This is a genomic window from Streptomyces sp. NPDC014623, from assembly GCF_043088245.1.
Classification (GTDB): domain Bacteria; phylum Actinomycetota; class Actinomycetes; order Streptomycetales; family Streptomycetaceae; genus Streptomyces.
In genome coordinates this window covers 45,302-67,082 of the sequence record NZ_JBIBZU010000018.1, presented here as the reverse complement: position 1 = coordinate 67,082, position 21,781 = coordinate 45,302, and the positions used below count along the sequence as shown (strand labels likewise).

18 protein-coding genes are annotated in these 21,781 nt (G+C 71.8%); 15 read left to right on the top strand and 3 right to left on the bottom strand.

The window, feature by feature from the left end:
* The first annotated feature begins 117 nt into the window (after positions 1 to 117).
* The 11 genes from ACF1FZ_RS26250 (at position 118) to ACF1FZ_RS26200 (ending at position 14,258) form a co-directional block, all read left to right on the top strand.
* Positions 118 to 1,563 (top strand): aldehyde dehydrogenase family protein, encoded by a 1,446-nt coding sequence (locus ACF1FZ_RS26250; RefSeq protein WP_391775863.1) that lies wholly within the window; start codon positions 118 to 120, stop codon positions 1,561 to 1,563.
* A gap of 509 nt (positions 1,564 to 2,072) precedes the next feature.
* A complete protein-coding gene (locus ACF1FZ_RS26245) occupies positions 2,073 to 2,297 on the top strand; it encodes a hypothetical protein (RefSeq protein WP_391775947.1) in 225 nt (74 codons plus the stop codon).
* Between the two features lie 416 nt (positions 2,298 to 2,713).
* The gene (locus ACF1FZ_RS26240; RefSeq protein ID WP_391775862.1) at positions 2,714 to 4,660 is read left to right on the top strand and encodes an acyl-CoA dehydrogenase family protein; all 1,947 of its coding nucleotides are present in this window, start codon (positions 2,714 to 2,716) and stop codon (positions 4,658 to 4,660) included.
* Positions 4,661 to 4,741: 81 nt separating this feature from the next.
* Complete coding sequence (gene aroA, locus ACF1FZ_RS26235) at positions 4,742 to 5,983, top strand: 3-phosphoshikimate 1-carboxyvinyltransferase (RefSeq protein WP_391775861.1); 1,242 nt, start codon at positions 4,742 to 4,744, stop codon at positions 5,981 to 5,983.
* Positions 5,984 to 6,090: 107 nt separating this feature from the next.
* A complete protein-coding gene (locus ACF1FZ_RS26230; protein WP_391775860.1) occupies positions 6,091 to 6,873 on the top strand; it encodes a hypothetical protein in 783 nt (260 codons plus the stop codon).
* 61 nt (positions 6,874 to 6,934) lie between these two features.
* Positions 6,935 to 8,188 carry a 1-deoxy-D-xylulose-5-phosphate reductoisomerase gene (gene dxr, locus ACF1FZ_RS26225; protein WP_391775859.1) on the top strand — a complete coding sequence of 418 codons (1,254 nt, stop codon included), beginning with the start codon at positions 6,935 to 6,937 and terminating at the stop codon, positions 8,186 to 8,188.
* Positions 8,185 to 9,495 (top strand): M50 family metallopeptidase, encoded by a 1,311-nt coding sequence (locus tag ACF1FZ_RS26220; RefSeq protein ID WP_391775858.1) that lies wholly within the window; start codon positions 8,185 to 8,187, stop codon positions 9,493 to 9,495. The genes dxr and ACF1FZ_RS26220 overlap by 4 nt, the downstream gene beginning before the upstream one ends.
* Positions 9,496 to 9,666: 171 nt before the next feature.
* A complete protein-coding gene (gene ispG / locus ACF1FZ_RS26215) occupies positions 9,667 to 10,824 on the top strand; it encodes a flavodoxin-dependent (E)-4-hydroxy-3-methylbut-2-enyl-diphosphate synthase (RefSeq protein ID WP_391775857.1) in 1,158 nt (385 codons plus the stop codon).
* 139 nt (positions 10,825 to 10,963) lie between these two features.
* Positions 10,964 to 11,809: a GNAT family N-acetyltransferase gene (locus ACF1FZ_RS26210; RefSeq protein WP_391775856.1), complete on the top strand. Its 846-nt coding sequence runs from the start codon at positions 10,964 to 10,966 to the stop codon at positions 11,807 to 11,809.
* A 29-nt stretch (positions 11,810 to 11,838) separates the two neighbouring features.
* On the top strand, positions 11,839 to 12,414 hold the full coding sequence (locus tag ACF1FZ_RS26205) for a GNAT family N-acetyltransferase (protein WP_391775855.1): 576 nt from the start codon (positions 11,839 to 11,841) through the stop codon (positions 12,412 to 12,414).
* Between the two features lie 143 nt (positions 12,415 to 12,557).
* Positions 12,558 to 14,258, top strand: a complete 1,701-nt coding sequence (locus tag ACF1FZ_RS26200; protein WP_391775854.1) for a proline--tRNA ligase — start codon at positions 12,558 to 12,560, stop codon at positions 14,256 to 14,258.
* Between the two features lie 57 nt (positions 14,259 to 14,315).
* Here the strand turns inward: ACF1FZ_RS26200 and ACF1FZ_RS26195 are convergent, their stop codons facing one another.
* Genes ACF1FZ_RS26195 through ACF1FZ_RS26185 form a run of 3 tightly spaced genes read right to left on the bottom strand, consistent with a single transcriptional unit; the run spans position 14,316 to position 16,279 of the window.
* A complete protein-coding gene (locus ACF1FZ_RS26195; protein ID WP_391775853.1) occupies positions 14,316 to 15,230 on the bottom strand; it encodes an aminoglycoside phosphotransferase family protein in 915 nt (304 codons plus the stop codon).
* Positions 15,231 to 15,266: 36 nt separating this feature from the next.
* Positions 15,267 to 15,761 carry a ferritin-like domain-containing protein gene (locus tag ACF1FZ_RS26190; RefSeq protein ID WP_391775852.1) on the bottom strand — a complete coding sequence of 165 codons (495 nt, stop codon included), beginning with the start codon at positions 15,759 to 15,761 and terminating at the stop codon, positions 15,267 to 15,269.
* Entirely contained in the window at positions 15,758 to 16,279 is a 522-nt protein-coding gene (locus tag ACF1FZ_RS26185) for a hypothetical protein (protein ID WP_391775851.1), read from the bottom strand. The genes ACF1FZ_RS26190 and ACF1FZ_RS26185 overlap by 4 nt, the downstream gene beginning before the upstream one ends.
* A gap of 171 nt (positions 16,280 to 16,450) precedes the next feature.
* Here ACF1FZ_RS26185 and rimP point away from each other — a divergent pair, with 171 nt between their 5' ends.
* From rimP to infB, 4 genes are all read left to right on the top strand, one after another.
* The gene (rimP, locus tag ACF1FZ_RS26180) at positions 16,451 to 16,948 is read left to right on the top strand and encodes a ribosome maturation factor RimP (RefSeq protein WP_391775850.1); all 498 of its coding nucleotides are present in this window, start codon (positions 16,451 to 16,453) and stop codon (positions 16,946 to 16,948) included.
* Positions 16,949 to 16,950: 2 nt separating this feature from the next.
* On the top strand, positions 16,951 to 17,991 hold the full coding sequence (gene nusA / locus ACF1FZ_RS26175; RefSeq protein ID WP_391775849.1) for a transcription termination factor NusA: 1,041 nt from the start codon (positions 16,951 to 16,953) through the stop codon (positions 17,989 to 17,991).
* A 160-nt stretch (positions 17,992 to 18,151) separates the two neighbouring features.
* On the top strand, positions 18,152 to 18,430 hold the full coding sequence (locus ACF1FZ_RS26170; RefSeq protein ID WP_391775848.1) for a YlxR family protein: 279 nt from the start codon (positions 18,152 to 18,154) through the stop codon (positions 18,428 to 18,430).
* A 148-nt stretch (positions 18,431 to 18,578) separates the two neighbouring features.
* The gene (infB, locus tag ACF1FZ_RS26165) at positions 18,579 to 21,695 is read left to right on the top strand and encodes a translation initiation factor IF-2 (RefSeq protein ID WP_391775847.1); all 3,117 of its coding nucleotides are present in this window, start codon (positions 18,579 to 18,581) and stop codon (positions 21,693 to 21,695) included.
* Positions 21,696 to 21,781 lie beyond the last annotated feature (86 nt).

Genomic DNA, 21,781 nt, shown 5'->3' with positions numbered 1-21,781 from the left:
CTCCACTCCACGGCGGACAAGCCTCATCCGCGCCGGGGCGTCCTACGGTGGGGCCGAAGGGCGCCTTCGCGGTGCCCGGCGATCGTCGTTCACCACCCCCGAAGGGCCGGAACCGCCATGACTTCCACCCACGCCTTCTGGCTGGCCGGCCGCCAGGCCACCGGCGAGGACAGCTTCGACGTCACCAATTCCTGGGACGGCCGTCTCGTGGGCACGGTCTCCGTGCCCACCGACGCCCAGGTCGAGGAGGCCGTCGCCGCCGCGTACGCCGTGCGCGAGGAGTTCGCCGCGACCCCGGCGCACGTACGGGCGGCCGCGCTCGACCACGTCGTGCGCCGCCTCACCGAGCGCACCGAGGAGATCGCCCAGCTGATCTCCGCCGAGAACGGCAAGCCCATCAAGTGGGCCCGTGGTGAGGTCGGACGTGCCGTCTCCGTCTTCCGGTTCGCCGCCGAGGAGGCCCGCCGCTTCAACGGCGGCGAAGCCCAGCGGCTGGACACCGACGCCGGCGGGACCGGCCGCCTCGGGCTGACCCGGCGCTTCCCGCGCGGGCCGGTTCTCGGCATCGCACCCTTCAACTTCCCGCTCAACCTGAGCGCCCACAAGGTCGCCCCGGCCATCGCCGTCGGTGCGCCGATCGTCCTGAAGCCGGCGCCCGCCACCCCGATCTCGTCCCTGGTCCTGGGTGAGCTGCTGGCCGAGACCGACCTCCCGGCCGGCTCCTGGTCCGTGCTGACGGTGCCCAACGACAAGATGCCCGCCCTGGTCCGGGACGAACGGCTGCCCGTGATCTCCTTCACCGGTTCCGGGCCGGTCGGCTACTCGATCATGGAGTCGGTGCCGCGCAAGCACTGCACCCTGGAGCTCGGCGGCAACGGAGCCGCTGTCGTGCTCGGCGACTACTCCTCCGAGGAGGACCTGGACTGGGCGGCGACCCGCATCGCGACCTTCTCCAACTACCAGGGAGGCCAGTCCTGCATCTCGGTGCAGCGCGTCATCGCCGACGCCACGGTCCACGACCGGCTCGTACCGAAGATCGTCGCGGCCGTCGAGGCCCTGGTGACCGGTGACCCCTCCGACGCGGCCACCGACGTCGGCCCGCTGGTGGACGAGGACGCCGCCCGCCGGGTCGAGTCCTGGGTCGACGAGGCCGTCACCGCCGGTGCCACACTGCTCACCGGCGGCAGGCGTGACGGTGCCACCTACGCCCCGACGGTCCTCACCGACCTCCCCGGCACCACGACGATCGCCTGCGAGGAGGTCTTCGGCCCGGTCCTGTACGTCCAGAAGACGCAGGGTGAGGCCGAGGCCTTCGCCGCCGTCAACTCCTCGAAGTACGGGCTGCAGGCCGGTGTCTTCACCCACGACCTGCAGACCGCCTTCCGCGCCCACCGGGCCCTGGAGGTGGGCGGCGTGGTCATCGGCGACGTGCCCTCCTACCGCGCCGACCAGATGCCGTACGGCGGTGCCAAGCAGTCCGGGGTGGGCCGCGAGGGCGTGCGCTACGCCATGGACGACTACACCTACGAGCGGGTGCTGGTCCTCACCGGCCTGGCCCTGTAGCCAGGACGCCCGCGACGAACGGCCGGAGCCCGGCTGTGCGGGGCTCCGGCCGTTGCTGCCGTCCCCGCGGTCCCGCGCGCCGTTGCCTGCGGACGACCGGTGCGCGGCGGCGGCACGCGTGAACCACCCGAGGACCGGACCGGTCCCGGGCGGGCGGCTTCCGCCGGTCCCGGGCGGGCGCTGCCGGTGCGCGGGGGAGCGGGTGACCGGGATCCGGTGGCAGCTCACCGACGCACCCGGCGGTGAAGGCGTCGAAGGTGCTCGCCCCAGGCCCTTCGAGGCCGTCGTCGGCCAGTGCGCACCGGTCTCGCAGCCGCGCGTCCCGGCCCGGCGGCTCCGGAGGCGGCCGGGCGCCCTGAGGAGGCGGACGGGCTCGCACGCCGTGCTCGGGAGCGGCAAGGCCGTGATCCGGCTCCCCGGCGATGATCGCGCGTGACCTCGGGCCCGTCCAGGCGGTTAGGGCAATCAGCGGATGAACACATCCGATGAGAAGAAGACGAGGTCATCACGTGAAATCACACCGGTCGCGGTCGCTGCTCCGAGGAATCGTCGGCTGCGGTGCCGCCCTGATGGCCGTGGCGCTGCCCGCCGGGGCGGTGCACGCCGACGAGACGCAGACCCATTCGCACAACGCGCCCCACGTGGCTCTCGTCCAGACCGGGCAGATCGACGACCCCCTGGAGGACGTGCTGGAGCACGTGGCGGTCCTGGGCGCCACCTACGTCCTCGACTGAGGCACGTCCTCGGAACCGCCCACCGGCCCGCCCGGCTCCGGGCGGTCTCCGGCCTCAGGCGAGGTCGCCCGACCGGCGGATCGGCGGTGCCCGGCTTCCGGTCCCGGCAGGCCGCACCGTCCCGGGGAGGGCGCGGCGACCGCCCTCCCCGCCGCACCCCTCCGCGCACCGGCGTGCCGCGCCCTTCGCGGCCGGTGCCCGGCGGTGGGCCCACGGAACGCCATGACGGGTGGAACCGCAGGCCGGACCGGCCGGAAGGGCCCGCGGTGCGAGGCTCCGGCCGCCTTCCCGTGCCTCGGGGAGGCGGCCGCAGGGGTGGTGGGGCCGACGCGGATCGGGTAGATACGGACGAGTGGTACCGATCGGCACGCGTACGGCCCGACCCCTACCCCGACTCGCGGCGAGGTGAGCTCCTCATGTCCGCCCCATCCGACATTCCCCAGGCCCCCAAAGTCACCGAGCGCGAAGCACGGCAGGTGGCCGAGGCCGCCCGTGAACAGGACTGGCGCAAGCCGAGCTTCGCCAAGGAACTCTTCCTCGGTCGCTTCCGGCTCGACCTGATCCACCCCCACCCCCAGCCCGCCCCCGACGACGTGCGGCGCGGTGAGGCCTTCCTCGCCCGGCTGCGGGAATTCTGCGAGACCCGGGTCGACGGCGCCCTGATCGAGCGTGAGGCCAGGATCCCCGACGAGGTGATCAACGGCCTCAGGGAACTCGGCGCGCTCGGCATGAAGATCGAGACCAGGTACGGAGGCCTGGGGCTGACCCAGGTCTACTACAACAAAGCGCTCGCGCTGGCCGGTTCGGCGAGCCCCTCGATCGGCGCGCTGCTCTCCGCGCACCAGTCCATCGGCGTACCGCAGCCGCTGAAGATGTTCGGTACCCAGGAGCAGAAGGACGCCTTCCTGCCCCGCCTCGCACGGACGGACATCTCCGCCTTCCTCCTCACCGAACCCGACGTCGGCTCCGACCCGGCACGCCTCGCGACCGCGGCCGTGCCCGAGGGCGACGACTACGTCCTGGACGGTGTGAAGCTCTGGACGACCAACGGCGTCGTCGCCGACCTGCTCGTCGTCATGGCCCGGGTCCCCGAGTCCGAGGGCCACAAGGGCGGCATCACCGCGTTCGTCGTCGAGGCCGACTCCCCGGGCATCACCGTGGAGCACCGCAACGCCTTCATGGGCCTGCGGGGCATCGAGAACGGTGTCACCCGCTTCCACCGCGTCCGCGTCCCCGCGGCGAACCGGATCGGCCCCGAGGGCGCCGGCCTCAAGATCGCCCTCACCACGCTCAACACCGGCCGCCTCTCCCTGCCCGCCATGTGCGTCGGTGTCGGCAAGTGGTCCCTGAAGATCGCCCGTGAATGGTCGGCCGCCCGTGAACAGTGGGGCAGGGCGGTCGCCCGGCACGAGGCGGTCGGCGCGAAGATCTCCTTCATCGCCGCCACCACCTTCGCCCTCGAAGCGGTCGTGGACCTCTCCTCACAGATGGCCGACGAGAGCCGCAACGACATCCGCATCGAGGCCGCGCTCGCCAAGCTGTACGGATCGGAGATGGGCTGGCTGATCTCCGACGAGCTCGTCCAGATCCGCGGCGGACGCGGCTTCGAGACCGCGGCCTCACTCGCGGCCCGGGGCGAACGCGCCGTCCCCGCCGAACAGATGCTCCGCGACATGCGGATCAACCGGATCTTCGAGGGCTCCACGGAGATCATGCACCTGCTGATCGCCCGCGAGGCCGTCGACGCCCACCTCAAGGTCGCCGGCGACATCATCGATCCCGACAAACCGCTCTCCGACAAGGCGAAGGCGGGCGTCAACGCCGCCGGCTTCTACGCACGCTGGCTCCCCAAGCTGGTCAGCGGTCCCGGCCGGCTGCCCAGCGCCTACGGTGAGTTCCGCGTTCCCGGGCACCCCGACCTCTCCGTGCACCTGCGGTACGTCGAGCGCTCGGCCCGCAGGCTGGCCCGCTCCACCTTCTACGCGATGTCCCGCTGGCAGGGCCGCATGGAGACCAAGCAGGGCTTCCTCGGCCGGATCGTCGACATCGGCGCCGAACTCTTCGCGATGAGCGCCGCCTGTGTCCGGGCCGAGCACCTGCGCGCCGACGGCGACCACGGCCGCGAGGCCTACCAACTCGCCGACGTGTTCTGCCGGCAGTCCCGTCTCCGTGTGGAGGAGCTCTTCGGCCGGCTCTGGTCCAACACCGACGACATCGACACACGCGTCGTCGGCGGAGTCCTCTCCGGGACCTACACCTGGCTGGAGGAGGGTGTCATCGACCCCAGTGGTGACGGCCCCTGGATCGCCGACGCCACTCCGGGCCCGGCCACCGGGGACGACGTCCACCGCCCGATCCGCTGAACCCGGGGCACCCCCGCGGGGCGCGTCCACCGCCTGGACGCGCCCCGCGGACACGCCCACCGCAGGGCAGCATGGACGTCCGTGACCGTCACCGACATCCCCGGCTCCAAGTCCGTCACCGCCCGCGCCCTCTTCCTGGCCGCCGCGGCGAACGGCACCACCACCCTCGTGCGCCCCCTGCACTCGGACGACACCGAGGGGTTCACGGAGGGACTGACCCGCCTCGGATACGGGGTCAGCCGCGAGCCGGACCGATGGCACATCGAGGGCCGCCCCACCGGCCCCGCCGTCACCGACGCCGACGTCCACTGCCGCGACGGGGCCACCACGGCACGTTTCCTGCCGGCCCTCGCCGCCGCCGCGGCCTCCGGAACGTACCGCTTCGACGCCTCCGCCCAGATGCGCCGCCGCCCCCTCGCGCCGCTCACCGAGGCCCTCCGGACCCTCGGCGTGGACCTGCGCCACGGAGAAGCGGAGGGCCACCACCCGCTCACCGTCGAGGCATCGGGCGTCAAGGGCGGCGAACTGGTCCTGGACGCCGGGGAGTCGAGCCAGTACCTCACCGCCCTCCTCATGCTCGGCCCGCTCACCGCCGAAGGCCTCCGGATCGAGGTCACCGAACTCGTCTCGGCGCCGTACATCGAGATCACCCTCGCGATGATGCGCAGCTTCGGCGTCGACGTCGTCCGGGAGGGGAACACCTTCACCGTTCCCCCGGGCGGCTACCGCGCCACCACCTACGCCGTCGAGCCCGACGCGTCCACCGCGAGCTACTTCTTCGCCGCCGCGGCCCTCACGGGCCGTGAGGTCACCGTCCCCGGCCTCGGCACGGACGCGCTCCAGGGCGACCTGCGCTTCACCGACGTGCTGCGCCGGATGGGCGCCGACGTGCGTACGACGGCGGACTCCACGACCGTACGGTCAGCCGGCCGGCTCTCCGGCCTGACGGTCAACATGCGCGACATCTCCGACACGATGCCGACCCTCGCGGCGATCGCACCGTTCGCCACCTCGCCGGTACGGATCGAGGACGTCGCCAACACCCGGGTGAAGGAGTGCGACCGGCTGGAGGCCTGCGCGGAGAACCTGCGGAACATGGGGATCACCGTGCGCACCGGGCCCGACTGGATCGAGATCCACCCCGGCACCCCGCGCTCCGCCGAGATCGTCACCCACGGCGACCACCGCATCGTGATGTCGTTCGCCGTCGCCGGACTGCGCACCCCCGGCATGAGCTACGACGACCCCGGCTGCGTACGGAAGACGTTCCCCCGCTTCCACGAGGAGTTCGCGGACTTCGTGGCGAGGACCACGCAGGGGTGACGACCTGACGCGGAACGGCTGTGCCCGCCCGCGGCATGCCGCACAATCGAGCCCCGGCCGCGATCAGGGAACGGATCGCGGCGCGTCGACGGTGGACAGGGGCAGGGATGTTCGGGGTGCACGGGGCGGGCGGCCGCCGGGCTGTCGTAGGGGCGGGCTGTGCGGTGGTGGCCCTCGTGGGCCTCGCCGGATGCGGAAGCGGCGGCGGCAGCGACAAGGACGAGGCCGGGCGTGAGGGGGCCGGGCAGGGCCCCGCCCCCTCACGCCCGGCAGCCACGGCGGGCCCGGCCGACGGGCTCACCGAGGCGCAGCTCACCGCAGTCGCCTTCGCCGACGGGGAGCCGGCCGGCGGCCTCACGGCGTCCGAGTACACCCTGGACGGGCCGCTCGGGGACTCCTACACCGCCGATCCCGCTCCCTGCCAGCCGCTGGTCAGCCTCGCCGGTGACGTCAGCGGCCACGCCCCCGTCGCCCAGGTGCAGCGCAAGGCCGACAAGCCCGGGGAGATGCTCGGGGTCACCGTCGACGTGACCCTGCGTTCCTACGGTGACGGCGAGGCCGCGAAGGTCATGGCGTCGCTGGAGAGGGCGGGCCGGGACTGTGCCGGGGGCTTCACCGAGGTACGAGCCGTCGCACGCGCCAGGTACGAGAAGGCCGAACCCGCCGCGCTGCCCGCCTTCGCGGACGAGGCCGACGAGGCGAAGGCGTACCGCTTCACCGTTCTCGACGTGAAAGGGAAGCTGAAGCTGTACGAGTACCTCACCGTCCTGCGGTCGGGTTCCACCACACTCGCGTTCCGCGCGGAGATCCTCGGCACACAGGACATCGGCGGGGTTCCGGAGGACGTCATGGCAGCCCAGTGGAGGAAATTCCGTGCCGGGCAGGCCTGAGGCACGCACAGAGGGGGGAGCCCTGTCGGCGCGCCCAGCGGATGCGGCCACAATGGGGGCCATGAGCGACAGCCCCGCACCCCTCGCCGACCCGCATCTCGTCTTCGACGCGGCGGAAGGCCGCCGGGATCTGGTGATCCTCGGCTCCACCGGGTCCATCGGCACCCAGGCCATCGACCTGGTCCTGCGCAACCCCGGCCGTTTCCGCGTCACCGCGCTCTCCGCCGCGGGCGGCAGGGTCCAGCTCCTCGCCGAGCAGGCCCGGCAGCTGCGCGTACGTACGGTCGCGGTGGCCGACGGGGGCAAGGTGCCCGCGCTCCGCGAGGCCCTGCGTGAGGCGTACGGCGCGGGGGAGCCGCTCCCGGAGATCCTGGCCGGGCCCGACGCCGCCACGGATCTCGCGGCGGGCGACTGCCACACCGTGCTGAACGGGATCACCGGCTCGATCGGCCTCGCCCCGACCCTCGCCGCGCTGAGGGCGGGCCGCACCCTCGCCCTGGCCAACAAGGAGTCGCTGATCGTCGGCGGCCCCCTGGTGAAGGCGCTGGCGGCCCCCGGCCAGATCATCCCGGTCGACTCCGAGCACGCGGCGCTCTTCCAGGCCCTGGCGGCGGGGAAGCGCGCCGACGTCCGCAAGCTCGTCGTGACCGCGTCCGGCGGCCCGTTCCGGGGACGTACGCGCGCCGAACTGGCCGACGTGACCCGCGAGCAGGCCCTGGCACACCCGACCTGGGCGATGGGCCCGGTCATCACGGTCAACTCCGCGACCCTGGTCAACAAGGGGCTGGAGGTCATCGAGGCGCATCTGCTCTACGACATCCCGTTCGACCGGATCGAGGTCGTGGTCCACCCCCAGTCGTATGTTCACTCGATGGTGGAATTCACCGACGGCTCCACCCTCGCCCAGGCGACACCGCCCGACATGCGGGGTCCCATCGCGATCGGTCTCGGCTGGCCCGAGCGGGTCCCGGACGCGGCCCCCGCGTTCGACTGGACGAAGGCCTCCAGCTGGGACTTCTTCCCGCTCGACACCGAGGCGTTCCCGTCCGTCGGACTCGCCCGGCACGTGGGCACCCTGGGCGGCACGGCGCCCGCGGTGTTCAACGCCGCCAACGAGGAGTGCGTGGACGCCTTCCTGGCGGGACAGCTCCCCTTCAACGGAATCATGGATACGGTCACATCGGTGGTCGCCGAACACGGCACCCCCGCCACGGGAACTTCACTGACGGTCGCGGACGTCCTCGAAGCGGAGACCTGGGCCCGGTCCAGGGCCCGCGAGCTCTCGGCGGAAGCGGCAGCGGAGGCGCGCGCATGAGCATGACGACGATCCTGATGACGATCCTCGGTATCGCCATCTTCGCCGTGGGTCTGCTGTTCTCGATCGCCTGGCACGAACTGGGCCACCTGTCGACGGCCAAGCTCTTCGGCATCAGGGTGCCGCAGTACATGGTCGGCTTCGGGCCGACCGTCTGGTCGCGCAGGAAGGGCGAGACCGAGTACGGCATCAAGGCCATTCCGGCGGGTGGCTACATCCGGATGATCGGCATGTTCCCCCCGGGTCCCGACGGCCGGATCGAAGCACGCTCCACCTCACCGTGGCGCGGCATGATCGAGGACGCCAGGTCCGCCGCCTTCGAAGAACTCGAGCCGGGCGACGACACGCGTCTCTTCTACACGCGCAAGCCGTGGAAGCGCGTGATCGTGATGTTCGCCGGCCCCTTCATGAACCTGGTCCTGGCCGTCGCCATCTTCATGGGTGTGGCCATGACCTTCGGCTTCCAGACACAGACCACCGAGGTCGCGGGTGTCCAGCAGTGCGTGATCGCGCAGAGCGAGAACCGGGACACCTGCAGGGCGTCCGACCCGGTCTCGCCGGCCAAGGCCGCGGGTCTCCAGGAGGGCGACACCATCGTCGCCTTCGACGGCCGGAAGATCGACGACTGGGCCACCCTCTCGGACAGGATCCGGCAGACCATCGGTCCCGCCACCATCACCGTGCGGCGCGACGGTCAGGAACAGACCCTGAACGCCGTGCTGAAGAAGAACGCCGTCGCCAAGAAGGACGCCGACGGCGAGGTCGTCCCCGACCAGTACGTCAGCGCCGGATACCTGGGCTTCGCCGCGAAGACGGAGATTCTGCCGCTCTCCTTCGGCGACTCGGTCGTCCGCATGGGCGACATGATCGAGAACGGCGTCGACTCGATCATCGCCCTGCCCTCCAAGATCCCCGACCTGTGGAACGCGGCGTTCAGCGACGGCGAGCGGGCCGACGACTCACCGGTCGGCGTGGTCGGCGCGGCCCGGATCGGCGGTGAGGTGATGAACCTCGACGTCCCGGCCCAGAACCAGATCGCGATGATGCTGTTCCTGCTGGCCGGCTTCAACCTCTCGCTGTTCCTGTTCAACATGCTGCCCCTGCTCCCGCTGGACGGCGGGCACATCGCGGGCGCGCTCTGGGAATCCCTGCGCCGCAACGTGGCCAGGGTCTTCAAGCGGCCCGACCCCGGCCCGTTCGACGTGGCGAAACTCATGCCCGTCGCCTACGTGGTCGCCGGGATCTTCATCTGCTTCACGCTGCTGGTGCTGGTCGCCGACATCGTGAACCCCGTCAAGATCACCTGACGCTTCAGGTGTGCGGCCGGGGCACCCGGACGGGTCTTCGGCCGCACCACGGGACCGGTTCGGCGGCGGGGTGCGCCCCTGCTCCCTCCGGTGCCGTAACCTCGAAGCCCGGAGCCCGCCGTTCTCGGGACCTCGATCCACACTGATCCACACCTTGGGGATGCTCAGCGCATGACTGCGATTTCTCTCGGAATGCCGGACGTTCCGGCCAAGCTCGCCGACCGACGGGTCAGCCGCCAGATCCAGGTCGGCTCGGTGGCGGTCGGTGGGAACGCACCGGTGTCGGTGCAGTCGATGACGACGACGCGTACGTCGGACATCGGTGCCACGCTGCAGCAGATCGCGGAGCTGACGGCGTCGGGCTGTCAGATCGTGCGGGTGGCGTGCCCGACGCAGGACGACGCGGACGCACTGTCGACGATCGCGAAGAAGTCGCAGATCCCGGTGATCGCGGACATCCACTTCCAGCCGAAGTACGTGTTCGCGGCGATCGACGCGGGCTGCGCGGCGGTCCGGGTGAACCCGGGCAACATCAAGCAGTTCGACGACAAGGTCAAGGAGATCGCGAAGGCCGCGGGAGACGCGGGCACCCCGATCCGTATCGGTGTGAACGCCGGCTCGCTGGACGCGCGGCTCCTGAAGAAGTACGGCAAGGCGACACCGGAGGCTCTGGTGGAGTCGGCGCTGTGGGAGGCGTCCCTCTTCGAGGAGCACGGCTTCCGGGACATCAAGATCTCGGTCAAGCACAACGACCCGGTCATCATGGTGAACGCCTACCGCCAGCTGGCCGCGCAGTCGGACTACCCCCTGCACCTGGGCGTGACGGAGGCGGGGCCGGCGTTCCAGGGGACGATCAAGTCCGCGGTGGCGTTCGGCGCGCTGCTCTCCGAGGGGATCGGCGACACGATCCGGGTGTCGCTTTCGGCTCCTCCGGCGGAGGAGGTCAAGGTCGGTCTGCAGATCCTCGAAGCCCTGAACCTGAAGCAGCGGCGTCTGGAGATCGTGTCGTGCCCGTCGTGCGGCCGCGCGCAGGTGGACGTGTACAAGCTGGCGGACCAGGTGAGCGCGGGCCTGGAGGGCATGGAGGTCCCGCTGCGGGTCGCCGTGATGGGCTGCGTCGTGAACGGCCCCGGTGAGGCCCGCGAGGCGGACCTGGGTGTGGCGTCCGGCAACGGCAAGGGGCAGATCTTCGTGAAGGGCGAGGTCATCAAGACCGTCCCGGAGTCGAAGATCGTGGAGACCCTCATCGAGGAAGCCATGAAGATCGCCGAGCAGATGGAGAAGGACGGCATCGCCTCGGGCGAGCCCAAGGTCTCCATCGCCGGCTGACCTCCCGCCTCTTCGTGCCCCGCAGGCCGGGCCCTGCGGGGCACAGCTGTGTCCCACCGGCCGTCGCCCGTACGGGGCGGCACCCCGCAGTCTTGTTCGGTACAGTGCGGACATCAGCAGACCGTTCGGTGAGGCCCCAGTGTTGACGCAGACCACCACCCGGGTTCTCGACCCCGGCGAACTCCCCGCCGCGCTCGCGATCCTCGAGAGCGAACCCGTGGACAACGCGTTCGTCACCTCCCGCGTCCAGATCGCCGGACTCGACCCCTGGCGTCTCGGCGGCGAGATGTGGGGCTGGTACGCCGACGGCCGGCTGCGCTCGCTCTGCTACGCCGGGGCCAACCTCGTGCCCATCTGCGCCACCCCCGAGGCCATCAGGGCCTTCGCCGACCGTGCCCGGCGGGCCGGCCGCCGCTGCTCCTCGATCGTCGGGCCGGCAGGCCCCACGGCCCAGCTGTGGCGCCTGCTCGAACCGAGCTGGGGCCCCGCCCGTGAGGTCCGCCCCCACCAGCCGCTCATGGTGACCGAGCGCCCCTCGGCCGAGGTGGTGCCCGACCCGCTCGTGCGCAGGGTCCGCAAGGAGGAGATGGACGTCCTCATGCCGGCCTGCGTGGCCATGTTCACCGAGGAGGTCGGCGTCTCCCCGCTGGCGGGGGACGGCGGGCTCCTCTACCAGGCGCGGGTCGCCGAACTGATCACCACCGGCCGGTCCTTCGCCCGCATAGAGGACGGCAAGGTGCTCTTCAAGGCGGAGATCGGCGCGGTCACCCCCCGCGCCTGCCAGATCCAGGGAGTCTGGGTCGCACCCGAGGCCCGGGGCCGGGGCCTCTCCGAAACGGGCATGGCGGCCGTTCTGCGCCACGCGCTCAGCGAGGTGGCACCGGTCGTCAGCCTCTATGTGAACGACTACAACACCGCCGCACGCAGGGCCTACAGCCGCGTCGGCTTCCGCGAGGCGGGCGCGTTCATGAGCGTGCTGTTCTGACCGGACGGCCCGGCCAGTAGGGTTCCCGCATGGCAGCAGCAACCCCCATGTCCCCCTGGGGCTCCGGGACCCCCGACATCGTGGTCGGACCGCTCGACCTCGCCGCCCGCGTCGACGAGGCACTCGCCGTGCAGGCGCTGGCCTTCGGCCTCACCCAGGACGAGATCGACGTACGCCGCCACATCGTGCTGCGGCACCTCGACCATCCGCAGGCCCGTGCTCTCGGAGCCACCGCCGCCGACGGGCGGCTCGTCGGATTCGTCTACGGGCTGCCGAACGACCGGGCGCACTGGTGGTCCACCGTCGTCGAACCGTATCTGCGGGCCACCGGGTCCCAGGGCTGGCTCGACGACTCGTTCGTGATCACCGAACTCCACGTCCATCCGGAGTTCCAGCAGCGCGGCATCGGCCGGTGCCTGATCACCACCGTCACGGACACCGTCGGCCTGCCCCGCTCCATCCTCTCCGCGATCGACACGGAGAGCCCCGCCCGTGGCCTCTACCGCGCCCTCGGTTACCAGGACCTCGCCCGGCAGGTGCTCTTCCCGAGCGCGCCCAAGCCGTACGCGGTGATGGGCGCGCCCCTGCCGTTGCGCCGCGGCTGAGGCCCTCCCGCACGCGGGGGGTGTGCGTGCTCGGCCCCGCGGCCGCCGCCCCCGTGTGCCGGACGGCCCCGTGAATCGATTTCCGCCCGCACGGGCCCCCCGGCTAACCTCGGGCTCACCACCCTTCCGAGCAGGAGTTCACCATGGCCCAGGTCCAGCGCATGTCCCGATTGATGGTCAAGACACTGCGCGACGACCCGGCGGACGCCGAGACGCTCAACCACAAGCTCCTCGTCCGCGCCGGTTACGTACGCCGCACCGCGGCCGGCATCTGGTCCTGGCTGCCGCTCGGCAAGAAGGTCCTGGAGAACATCACCCGCGTCGTCCGCGAGGAGATGGACGCCATCGGCGGCCAGGAGGTCCTGCTCCCCGCGCTGCTGCCCAAGGAGGCCTACGAGGCGAGCGGCCGGTACGACGAATACGGCGACCTGCTGTTCCGGCTCAAGGACCGCAAGGGTGCCGACTACCTCCTCGGCCCCACCCACGAGGAGATCTTCACCCAGGTCGTCAAGGACATGTGTTCGTCCTACAAGGACCTGCCCGTGATCCTCTACCAGATCCAGACCAAGTACCGCGACGAGGCCCGCCCCCGCGCCGGTGTGCTGCGCGGCCGCGAGTTCCAGATGAAGGACTCGTACTCCTTCGACACCACCGACGAGGGCCTGGCCGAGGCCTACCGGCTGCACCGTGCCGCGTACATCCGGATCTTCGAGCGCCTCGGCCTCGACCACCGCATCGTCTCCGCCGTCTCCGGTGCCATGGGCGGCTCCGCCTCCGAGGAGTTCCTCGCCCCCGCGCCCGCCGGCGAGGACACCTTCGTCGACTGCCCGAACTGCGACTACGCCGCCAACACCGAGGCGGTGACCTTCAAGGCCACCGCTGCCGACGCCTCGGCGACCGGCCCGGTCGAGGAGCTGGACACCCCCGACACCCCGACGATCGAGACCCTCGCCGCCCATCTCGGCGTCCCTGCCTCCGCGACCCTGAAGAACCTGCTGGTCAAGGTGGACGGCGAGATCGTGGCCGTCGGTGTGCCCGGCGACCGAGAGGTCGACCTCGGCAAGCTCGGCGAGCACCTCGCCCCCGCAGTCGTCGAACTCGTCACCGCCGAGGACTTCGTGGGCCGCCCCGACCTGGTGCGCGGCTACGTCGGCCCGCAGGGCCTGGAGAAGGTCCGCTACATCGCGGACCCCCGCGTCGCCGACGGCACCGCCTGGATCACGGGTGCCAACAAGGAGGGCAAGCACGCGAAGAACGTCGTCGCGGGCCGTGACTTCGAGGTCGACGACCACCTCGACGTCGTCGTCGTCGAGGCGGGCGACCCCTGCCCCAACTGCGGCACCGGCCTCCAGGTCGACCGTGCCATCGAGATCGGCCACATCTTCCAGCTCGGGCGCAAGTACGCCGACATCTTCTCCCTCGACGTCCTCGGCCAGCAGGGCAAGCCGGTCCGCGTCACGATGGGCTCGTACGGCATCGGTGTCTCCCGTGCGGTTGCCGCCCTCGCCGAGCAGACCGCCGACGACAAGGGCCTGTGCTGGCCCCGCGAGATCGCCCCGGCCGACGTGCACGTCGTCGCCGCCGGCAAGGCGCTCCAGACCGAGCTGGCCCTCGACGTCTCCGAGAAGCTCGGCGCCGCGGGCCTGCGCGTCCTGGTCGACGACCGTGCGGGCGTCTCGCCGGGCGTGAAGTTCACCGACTCCGAGCTCATCGGAGTCCCGAAGATCCTTGTCGCCGGACGCCGTTCGGCCGAGGGCGTCCTGGAGCTGAAGGACCGCCGCACGGGCGAGCGCGAGGAGCTCACCGTCGACGAGGCGATCGCCCGCCTGACCGACCAGGGCTGACCGGCCGCACGGCAAGGGGGACCCCGCGCGGTGCGCGGGGTCCCCCTTGCCGTGGGACTAGAGCCAGCCCGCGAACTCCAGCGACAGCTCGCCGTCCTGGGTGCGCCCCGCCTCCAGCGCACGCGTGCCGGACTCGACGGCCCGGAACAGCGTCCAGCCACGCAGCCGCGCATGGTCGACCTCCAGCGAGTCGGCGAGCTTCTTGACCCGGCGGCGGGCCGTCGCGGCACCGCCGGGTGAGGCGATCAGGTCCTCGACCCGGTCCCGCACCAGCCGTGCCAGGTCGTACGCCCGCTCGCCGGTCAGCGGCTCCGGGCCGACCGCCAGCCACGGGGCACGCTCACCCGACAGGACCTTGCTCTGCCGGAAGTTGCCGTGCAGCAGGAAGAGTTCGGGGGAGTCCTGGACCAGCTCCTCGCGGGCGGTGAGGGCCGCCGAGACGAGAGGTTCGAGCGCGCCGTCCCGGGCCGCGGCGGCCCGCATGGGCCCCACCTGCCGGGCGGTGCGCTCCACGACGGTCTCGAAGCCGTGGCCGGCCGGAGGCTCGACCCACAGCCGCCGCACCGTGCCGGCGGCCTCCAGCAGGGCCTTCGCCTCGGGAAGGGAACGCAGCGACACCTCGTGGTGCAGCCGTTCCAGCAGGAGGGCCCCCTCGGGCACTCCGGCGTCCGGAGCGGGGAGGAGCTCGGCGGCCCCCCAGCCGTTCCAGTGCGCGAGCGCCGCCCGCTCGAGCGCGGGAGCGGCTCCGGGCGGCGCGATCTTCAGCACGGCGGACGTGCCGTCCGCCCGGCGTACCAGGAGGACGAGGCTGCTGCGTCCGCCGGGGGCACACACCCGGTCGAGGGAGACCGAGTGGGCGGACAGCGCCCTGTCGGTGAGTGCGGGGAGCTGTCCGAGCCACTCCGCGGCGGCTGCGTCCCCGCACGTCTCGCCGAGCGCTCGCACCAGACGCTGCGGCGGTTCGAAACCCATACGTGCCTTGTTCCCTTTCGGAGTGTGCCCGGTCGCTCAGTGCGTGACGCCCGTGGCGCCCGCCTCCGCCGTGCCGTCCGGCGGCGCGGCCTTCTCGGTGAGCCCAGGAAAGGCTACGCCGGTGCCACGCCAGCGCACCGCACGCACCGCGGCCTCCCGCAGCGCGGCCGCGGCATCCTGCCGCGCCGGCCCCGGGGCGGCCCGTACGAGGTCGGAGTACACGCCCGCGACCCGGTCCTCCAGCACGGCGGCGAGCCGCATCGCGGTCGCCGGATCCCGCACCGCGAAGGGCAGGGTGTACGCCGCGTGCGCCGCCACCGGAGTCCCTCCCAGATCGCGCACCGTCCGGGTGAGCGCGTCACGCCGGGCCCGGTGGGCGTCGCCGGCGGCCGTCGCGTCGCTGCGGCGGCTGTCTTCCAGCCGGCCGCCCAGCACCCCGTAGCCGTACACCGCGGCGTGTTCGGCGGCGAGGGCGGCCTGGGCGGCCCGCAGGGTGCCCTCCGTGTCGCCGGTTCGGGCCTTCTGCCTCATGCGGGGATCTCCTTGGCCAGTTCGGTCAGCAGATACGCGTGGGCCGCACCGGCGGCGGCGACCGAGGCCAGCAGCCTGGCCAGTTCCGGTTCGGCGGTCAGCAGGGCCGCCGCGCGGCCGTCCGCCACCCGCCGCTCCTCGGCAGCCAGCTCGCTCAGGGCCGCCCGGGCGTCCGGGGCGCCCACCGGCGGCGTGGGGGCGGGCGAGCCACCCGGGGCCTTCACCCGCCCGCCCAGGGCCGCCAGGTGTTCCCGCACCGCGGCTCCCATCGGCGCGAGCCCCGCTTCCGTCACCGGGTGGGCGGCAGCGACCTGTTCGTAGCGGGAGAGCAGCGAGGCACTGTCACGGGCGGCCGCCGCCCGCAGCGCCTCCGCCCGGAGTGCGGTGGCCCTGGCATCCGTACCACCAGGGGCCGTTCGTGTCCCAGGGCCGCCCCCGCAGCCCGTCAGCACCGCACCCAGGCCGAATGCTCCCGTGGCGGTGAGCGCACTTCTGCGCGTCGTCCCCGTGCGGCGCACTTGTCTCCTTCAGCCTGGTTTTTGACAGTTTCTGACCTGAAGTGATCACCGAAGGTGAGCGTACCCGCGTGCGGGCGGCAGGCGGACGGCAACACCCCTGCGGACCGGATACCCTTTGACCTGACACGCGACGATCCCCACAACAGCACACGCGGCCGAGGAGTCACCCGGATGAGCACCACCCAGAGCGACAGGCTGCGCGAACTGCTGGAGCCGCTCGTCGGCGCCAAGGAGCTGGACCTCGAGGAGATCGAGGTGTCCCGGGCGGGCCGCCGCCGGGTGCTGAGGGTCATCGTGGATTCCGAGGACGGCGTGGAGCTCGACACCTGCGCGGAACTCAGCCGCAGCATCTCCGAGACGCTGGACGAGACCGACGCCATGGGTGAGGGCGAGTACGTCCTCGAAGTGAGCTCTCCGGGCGCCGACCGCCCGTTGACCGAGCACCGCCACTACGTACGTGCCACCGGCCGGCTGGTCAGGCTCACCCTGAGCGAGGGCGGCGAACTGGTGGCCCGCATCCTCGCGGTCGACGACGAAGGGCTCGATCTGGAAGTGCCCGGCGTCAAGGGCCGCAAGCCCACGTCGCGCCGTGTCGCCTTCGGCGAGATCGCCAAGGCGCGCGTGGAGATCGAATTCAACCGCAAGGACAAGAAGGAAGAGGAGGCGTAGCCGTGGACATCGATGTGAAGCTTCTGAAGGGCTTGGCGCAGGACAAGGAGATCCCCTTCGACGTGCTCGTCGGGGCGATCGAGTCGGCCCTCCTCATCGCGTACCACCGCACCGAGGGCAGCCACCGGCGCGCGCGCGTCGAGCTGGACGCCGGCGGCCATGTCACGGTGTGGGCGAAGGACGACCCGGCCGAGCTCGAGGAGGGCCAGGAGCCCAAGGAGTTCGACGACACGCCGTCCGGCTTCGGCCGTATCGCGGCGACCACCGCCAAGCAGGTCATCCTGCAGCGGCTGCGCGACGCCGAGGACGACAGGACCTTCGGTGAGTACGCGGGCCACGAGGGTGACGTCGTCACCGGCCTGGTCCAGCAGGGCAAGGACCCGAAGAACGTCCTGGTCGACATCGGCAAGCTGGAAGCGATCCTGCCGGTGCAGGAGCAGGTGCCGGGTGAGGAGTACACCCACGGCCTGCGACTGCGTACGTACGTCGTGCGGGTGGCCAAGGGGGTGCGCGGTCCGTCCGTGACGCTCTCGCGCACCCACCCGAACCTGGTGAAGAAGCTCTTCGCGCTGGAGGTTCCGGAGATCGCGGACGGCTCGGTCGTCATCGAGGCCATCGCCCGCGAGGCGGGCCATCGCACCAAGATCGCCGTGCGCTCCACCCGGGCCGGTCTCAATCCGAAGGGTGCCTGCATCGGCCCGATGGGCAGCCGTGTACGCAACGTCATGGCCGAACTGCACGGCGAGAAGATCGACATCGTGGACTGGTCGGACGACCCCGCCGAGATGGTCGCCAACGCGCTGTCACCCGCCCGGGTCAGCAAGGTCGAGGTCGTCGATCCGGGGACGCGCTCCGCGCGGGTGACCGTGCCCGACTACCAGCTGTCGCTGGCGATCGGCAAGGAGGGGCAGAACGCCCGCCTGGCCGCCCGTCTCACCGGCTGGCGCATCGACATCCGCCCGGACACCGAGACCGAGGCCGAACGGGACGTGGCCGACCGTGAGCGCGCCGAGCGCGCCCGGGAACGCTCCGAGCGCGGCTGACCCGCCGGCCCGGACCGCGCAGGCGTCCGGACCGGCTCCGGAGGGAACGGGCCGGGCCCGGAAGGAATAGATCGAGGCGCCGAGGCGCTGAGATCACGACAACATCCGTTCGATTTTTGCCCCCAGGGGGTGAGGTCGGTGCGGGGAGGTAGACTTAGCCGTGTCTGGCCGGACGCACGCCCGTGCTTGCCCCGAGCGAACCTGTGTGGGATGCCGGGAGCGAGCGGCCAAGAGCGAGCTGCTGCGCATCGTGGTGGACGAGGGAGAAGTTGTCCCTGATCCACGCGGTACGCTGCCCGGCCGGGGTGCGTACGTGCACCCCACCTCCGTCTGTCTGGATCTGGCGGTTCGCCGCCGGGCCTTCCCCCGGGCCTTCAAGGCCAAGGGGCCGTTCGATTCCGCGGCACTGCAGCGGTTCGTCGAGCGGGTGACACCGTAAGAAAGTGAACGGCACGGGTCCCCGTGCGGTCAGGTACCTCGCGAGTTGGAAGTAGGTCGAGATTGCGATGAGCACTCGATGAGTACGCGATGAGTACGCCCATGAAGTAGCGACGGTCCGGCGGTAACCCGGACCTAAAAGGAGCGAAGTGGCTAAGGTCCGGGTATACGAACTCGCCAAGGAGTTCGGCGTGGAGAGCAAGGTCGTCATGGCCAAGCTCCAAGAACTCGGTGAGTTCGTCCGTTCGGCGTCCTCGACGATCGAGGCGCCGGTCGTGCGCAAATTGACTGACGCACTGCAGGGTCCCGGCGGCAACGCCGGCAAGTCCGCTGCAAAGCCTGGCGCGCCTCGCAAGGCCGCCCCCGCAAAGCCCGCAGCGCCCTCCCCGGCCGCCGCGGCACGTCCTGCTGCCCCCAAGCCCGGCGCACCGGCCCCCAAGCCGGCCGCTGCCGAGGCCCCGGCGAGCAGCACCCCCGCGGCGCCCTCCGCGCCGTCCGCAGGCCCCCGTCCGGGCCCCCGGCCCGCGCCGAAGCCGGCCCCGGTCACCCCGGTGCCCGCCGCGGAGTTCTCCGCTCCGGCCCCGGCCCAGCAGCCGGCCGCGCCGCAGCAGCAGCCCCAGGCCCCGCGTCCGACGGGCGCCACCCCCGGGCCGCGTCCCGCCCGTCCGGCTCCGGCCGGCGGTCAGCGTGACGGCGGTCAGCGCGACGGCGGCCAGCGTGGCGGCGAGCGTGGCGGAGACCGTCCCGCACGTCCCGCAGGCCAGGGCGCACCGCGTCCCGGCGGCTCCCGTCCGGCCGGCCCCCGTCCGGGCAACAACCCCTTCACCTCCGGCGGTTCCACCGGCATGGCGCGCCCCCAGGCGCCCCGTCCCGGCGGTGCCCCGCGCCCCGGTGGCGGTCAGGAGCGCCCCGGCGCCCCGCGCCCCCAGGGTGGCCCCGGCGGCGCCCCGCGCCCGCAGGGTCAGGGCGGCGGCGCACGTCCGACCCCGGGCGGCATGCCCCGTCCGCAGGCTCCCCGTCCGGGCGGCGCCCCCTCGGGTAACCGTCCGAACCCCGGCATGATGCCGCAGCGTCCCGCTGCGGGCCCGCGTCCCGGTGGTGGCCCCGGCGGCGGCCGTGGTCCCGGCGCCGGCGGCGGTCGTCCCGGTGGCGGCGGTCGTCCCGGTGGCGGCGGCTTCGCAGGCCGTCCGGCCGGTCCCGGTGGCGGTGGCGGCGGCTTCGCAGGCCGTCCCGGTGGTCCCGGTGGCGGTGGCGGCGCAGGCCGTCCCGGTGGTGGCGGCGGCTTCGGCGGTCGTCCCGGCTTCGGTGGACGTCCCGGCGGCCCCGGTGCCCGTGGCGGCACGCAGGGTGCGTTCGGCCGTCCCGGCGGCCCCGCGCGCCGTGGCCGCAAGTCGAAGCGTCAGAGGCGCCAGGAGTACGAGGCCATGCAGGCCCCGTCGGTGGGCGGCGTCATGCTGCCTCGCGGCAACGGGCAGGCCGTCCGGCTGTCGCGCGGTGCGTCCCTGACCGACTTCGCGGAGAAGATCAACGCCAACCCGGCGTCGCTCGTCGCCGTGATGATGAACCTCGGCGAGATGGTCACCGCCACGCAGTCCGTCTCCGACGAGACGCTGCGGCTCCTCGCGGACGAGATGAACTACGTCCTGGAGATCGTCAGCCCGGAGGAGGAGGACCGCGAGCTGCTCGAGTCCTTCGACATCGAGTTCGGTGAGGACGAGGGCGGCGAAGAGGCCCTGGTCTCCCGTCCGCCGGTCGTGACCGTCATGGGTCACGTCGACCACGGTAAGACCCGACTGCTGGACGCGATCCGCAAGACGAACGTCATCGCGGGCGAGGCCGGCGGCATCACGCAGCACATCGGTGCGTACCAGGTCTCCTCCGAGGTCAACGGCGAGGACCGCCGCATCACCTTCATCGACACCCCGGGTCACGAGGCGTTCACCGCCATGCGTGCACGTGGTGCGAAGTCCACCGACATCGCGATCCTCGTGGTGGCGGCGAACGACGGTGTGATGCCCCAGACGATCGAGGCGCTGAACCACGCCAAGGCGGCCGAGGTGCCGATCGTGGTCGCGGTCAACAAGATCGACGTCGAGGGTGCCGACCCGACCAAGGTGCGCGGTCAGCTCACCGAGTTCGGTCTGGTGGCCGAGGAGTACGGCGGCGACACGATGTTCGTCGACATCTCCGCCAAGCAGGGCCTCAACATCGAGGCACTGCTGGAGGCCGTCGTCCTCACCGCCGACGCCTCGCTCGACCTGCGGGCCAACCCGGAGCAGGACGCGCAGGGTATTGCGATCGAGTCCCACCTCGACCGCGGCCGCGGTGCCGTCTCGACCGTCCTGGTCCAGCGAGGCACGCTGCGCATCGGCGACACGATGGTCGTCGGCGACGCGTACGGCCGTGTCCGGGCGATGCTCGACGACAACGGTCAGAACGTCCAGGAAGCGGGTCCCTCGACCCCCGTCCTGGTGCTGGGTCTCACCAACGTCCCGGGTGCCGGCGACAACTTCCTGGTCGTCGACGAGGACCGTACGGCCCGTCAGATCGCCGAGAAGCGCGCCGCCCGTGAGCGCAACGCCAACTTCGCCCGCAAGGGTGTCCGGTTCTCCCTGGAGAACCTGGACGAGGCGCTCAAGGCCGGTCTGGTCCAGGAGCTCAACCTCATCATCAAGGGCGACGCGTCCGGTTCGGTGGAGGCTCTCGAGTCCTCGCTGCTCCAGCTCGACGTCGGTGAAGAGGTCGACATCCGGATCCTGCACCGCGGTGTGGGTGCGGTCACCGAGTCGGACATCAACCTGGCGACCGGCTCCGACGCCATCGTGATCGGCTTCAACGTGCGCGCCGCAGGGCGTGCCGAGCAGATGGCCGAGCGCGAGGGCGTGGACGTCCGGTACTACTCGGTCATCTACCAGGCGATCGAAGAGATCGAAGCGGCCCTCAAGGGCATGCTCAAGCCGGAGTACGAAGAGGTCGAGCTCGGCACGGCGGAGATCCGCGAGATCTTCCGCTCGTCCAAGCTGGGCAACATCGCCGGTGTGCTGGTCCGCTCCGGCGAGGTCAAGCGCAACACCAAGGCGCGCCTGCTGCGCGATGGCAAGGTCATCGCGGAGAACCTCAACATCTCCGGTCTGCGTCGCTTCAAGGACGACGTCACCGAGATCCGCGAAGGCTTCGAGGGCGGTATCAACCTCGGAAACTTCAACGACATCAAGATCGACGACGTCATCGCGACGTACGAGATGCGCGAGAAGCCGCGAGGCTGATCAACGGGGGTTCCCGGGGGGAGGCCCCCGGGCTCTCCTCCACAGTCGGGGCCGGTCGACGGGTCGTATTTCCGTCGATCGGCCCC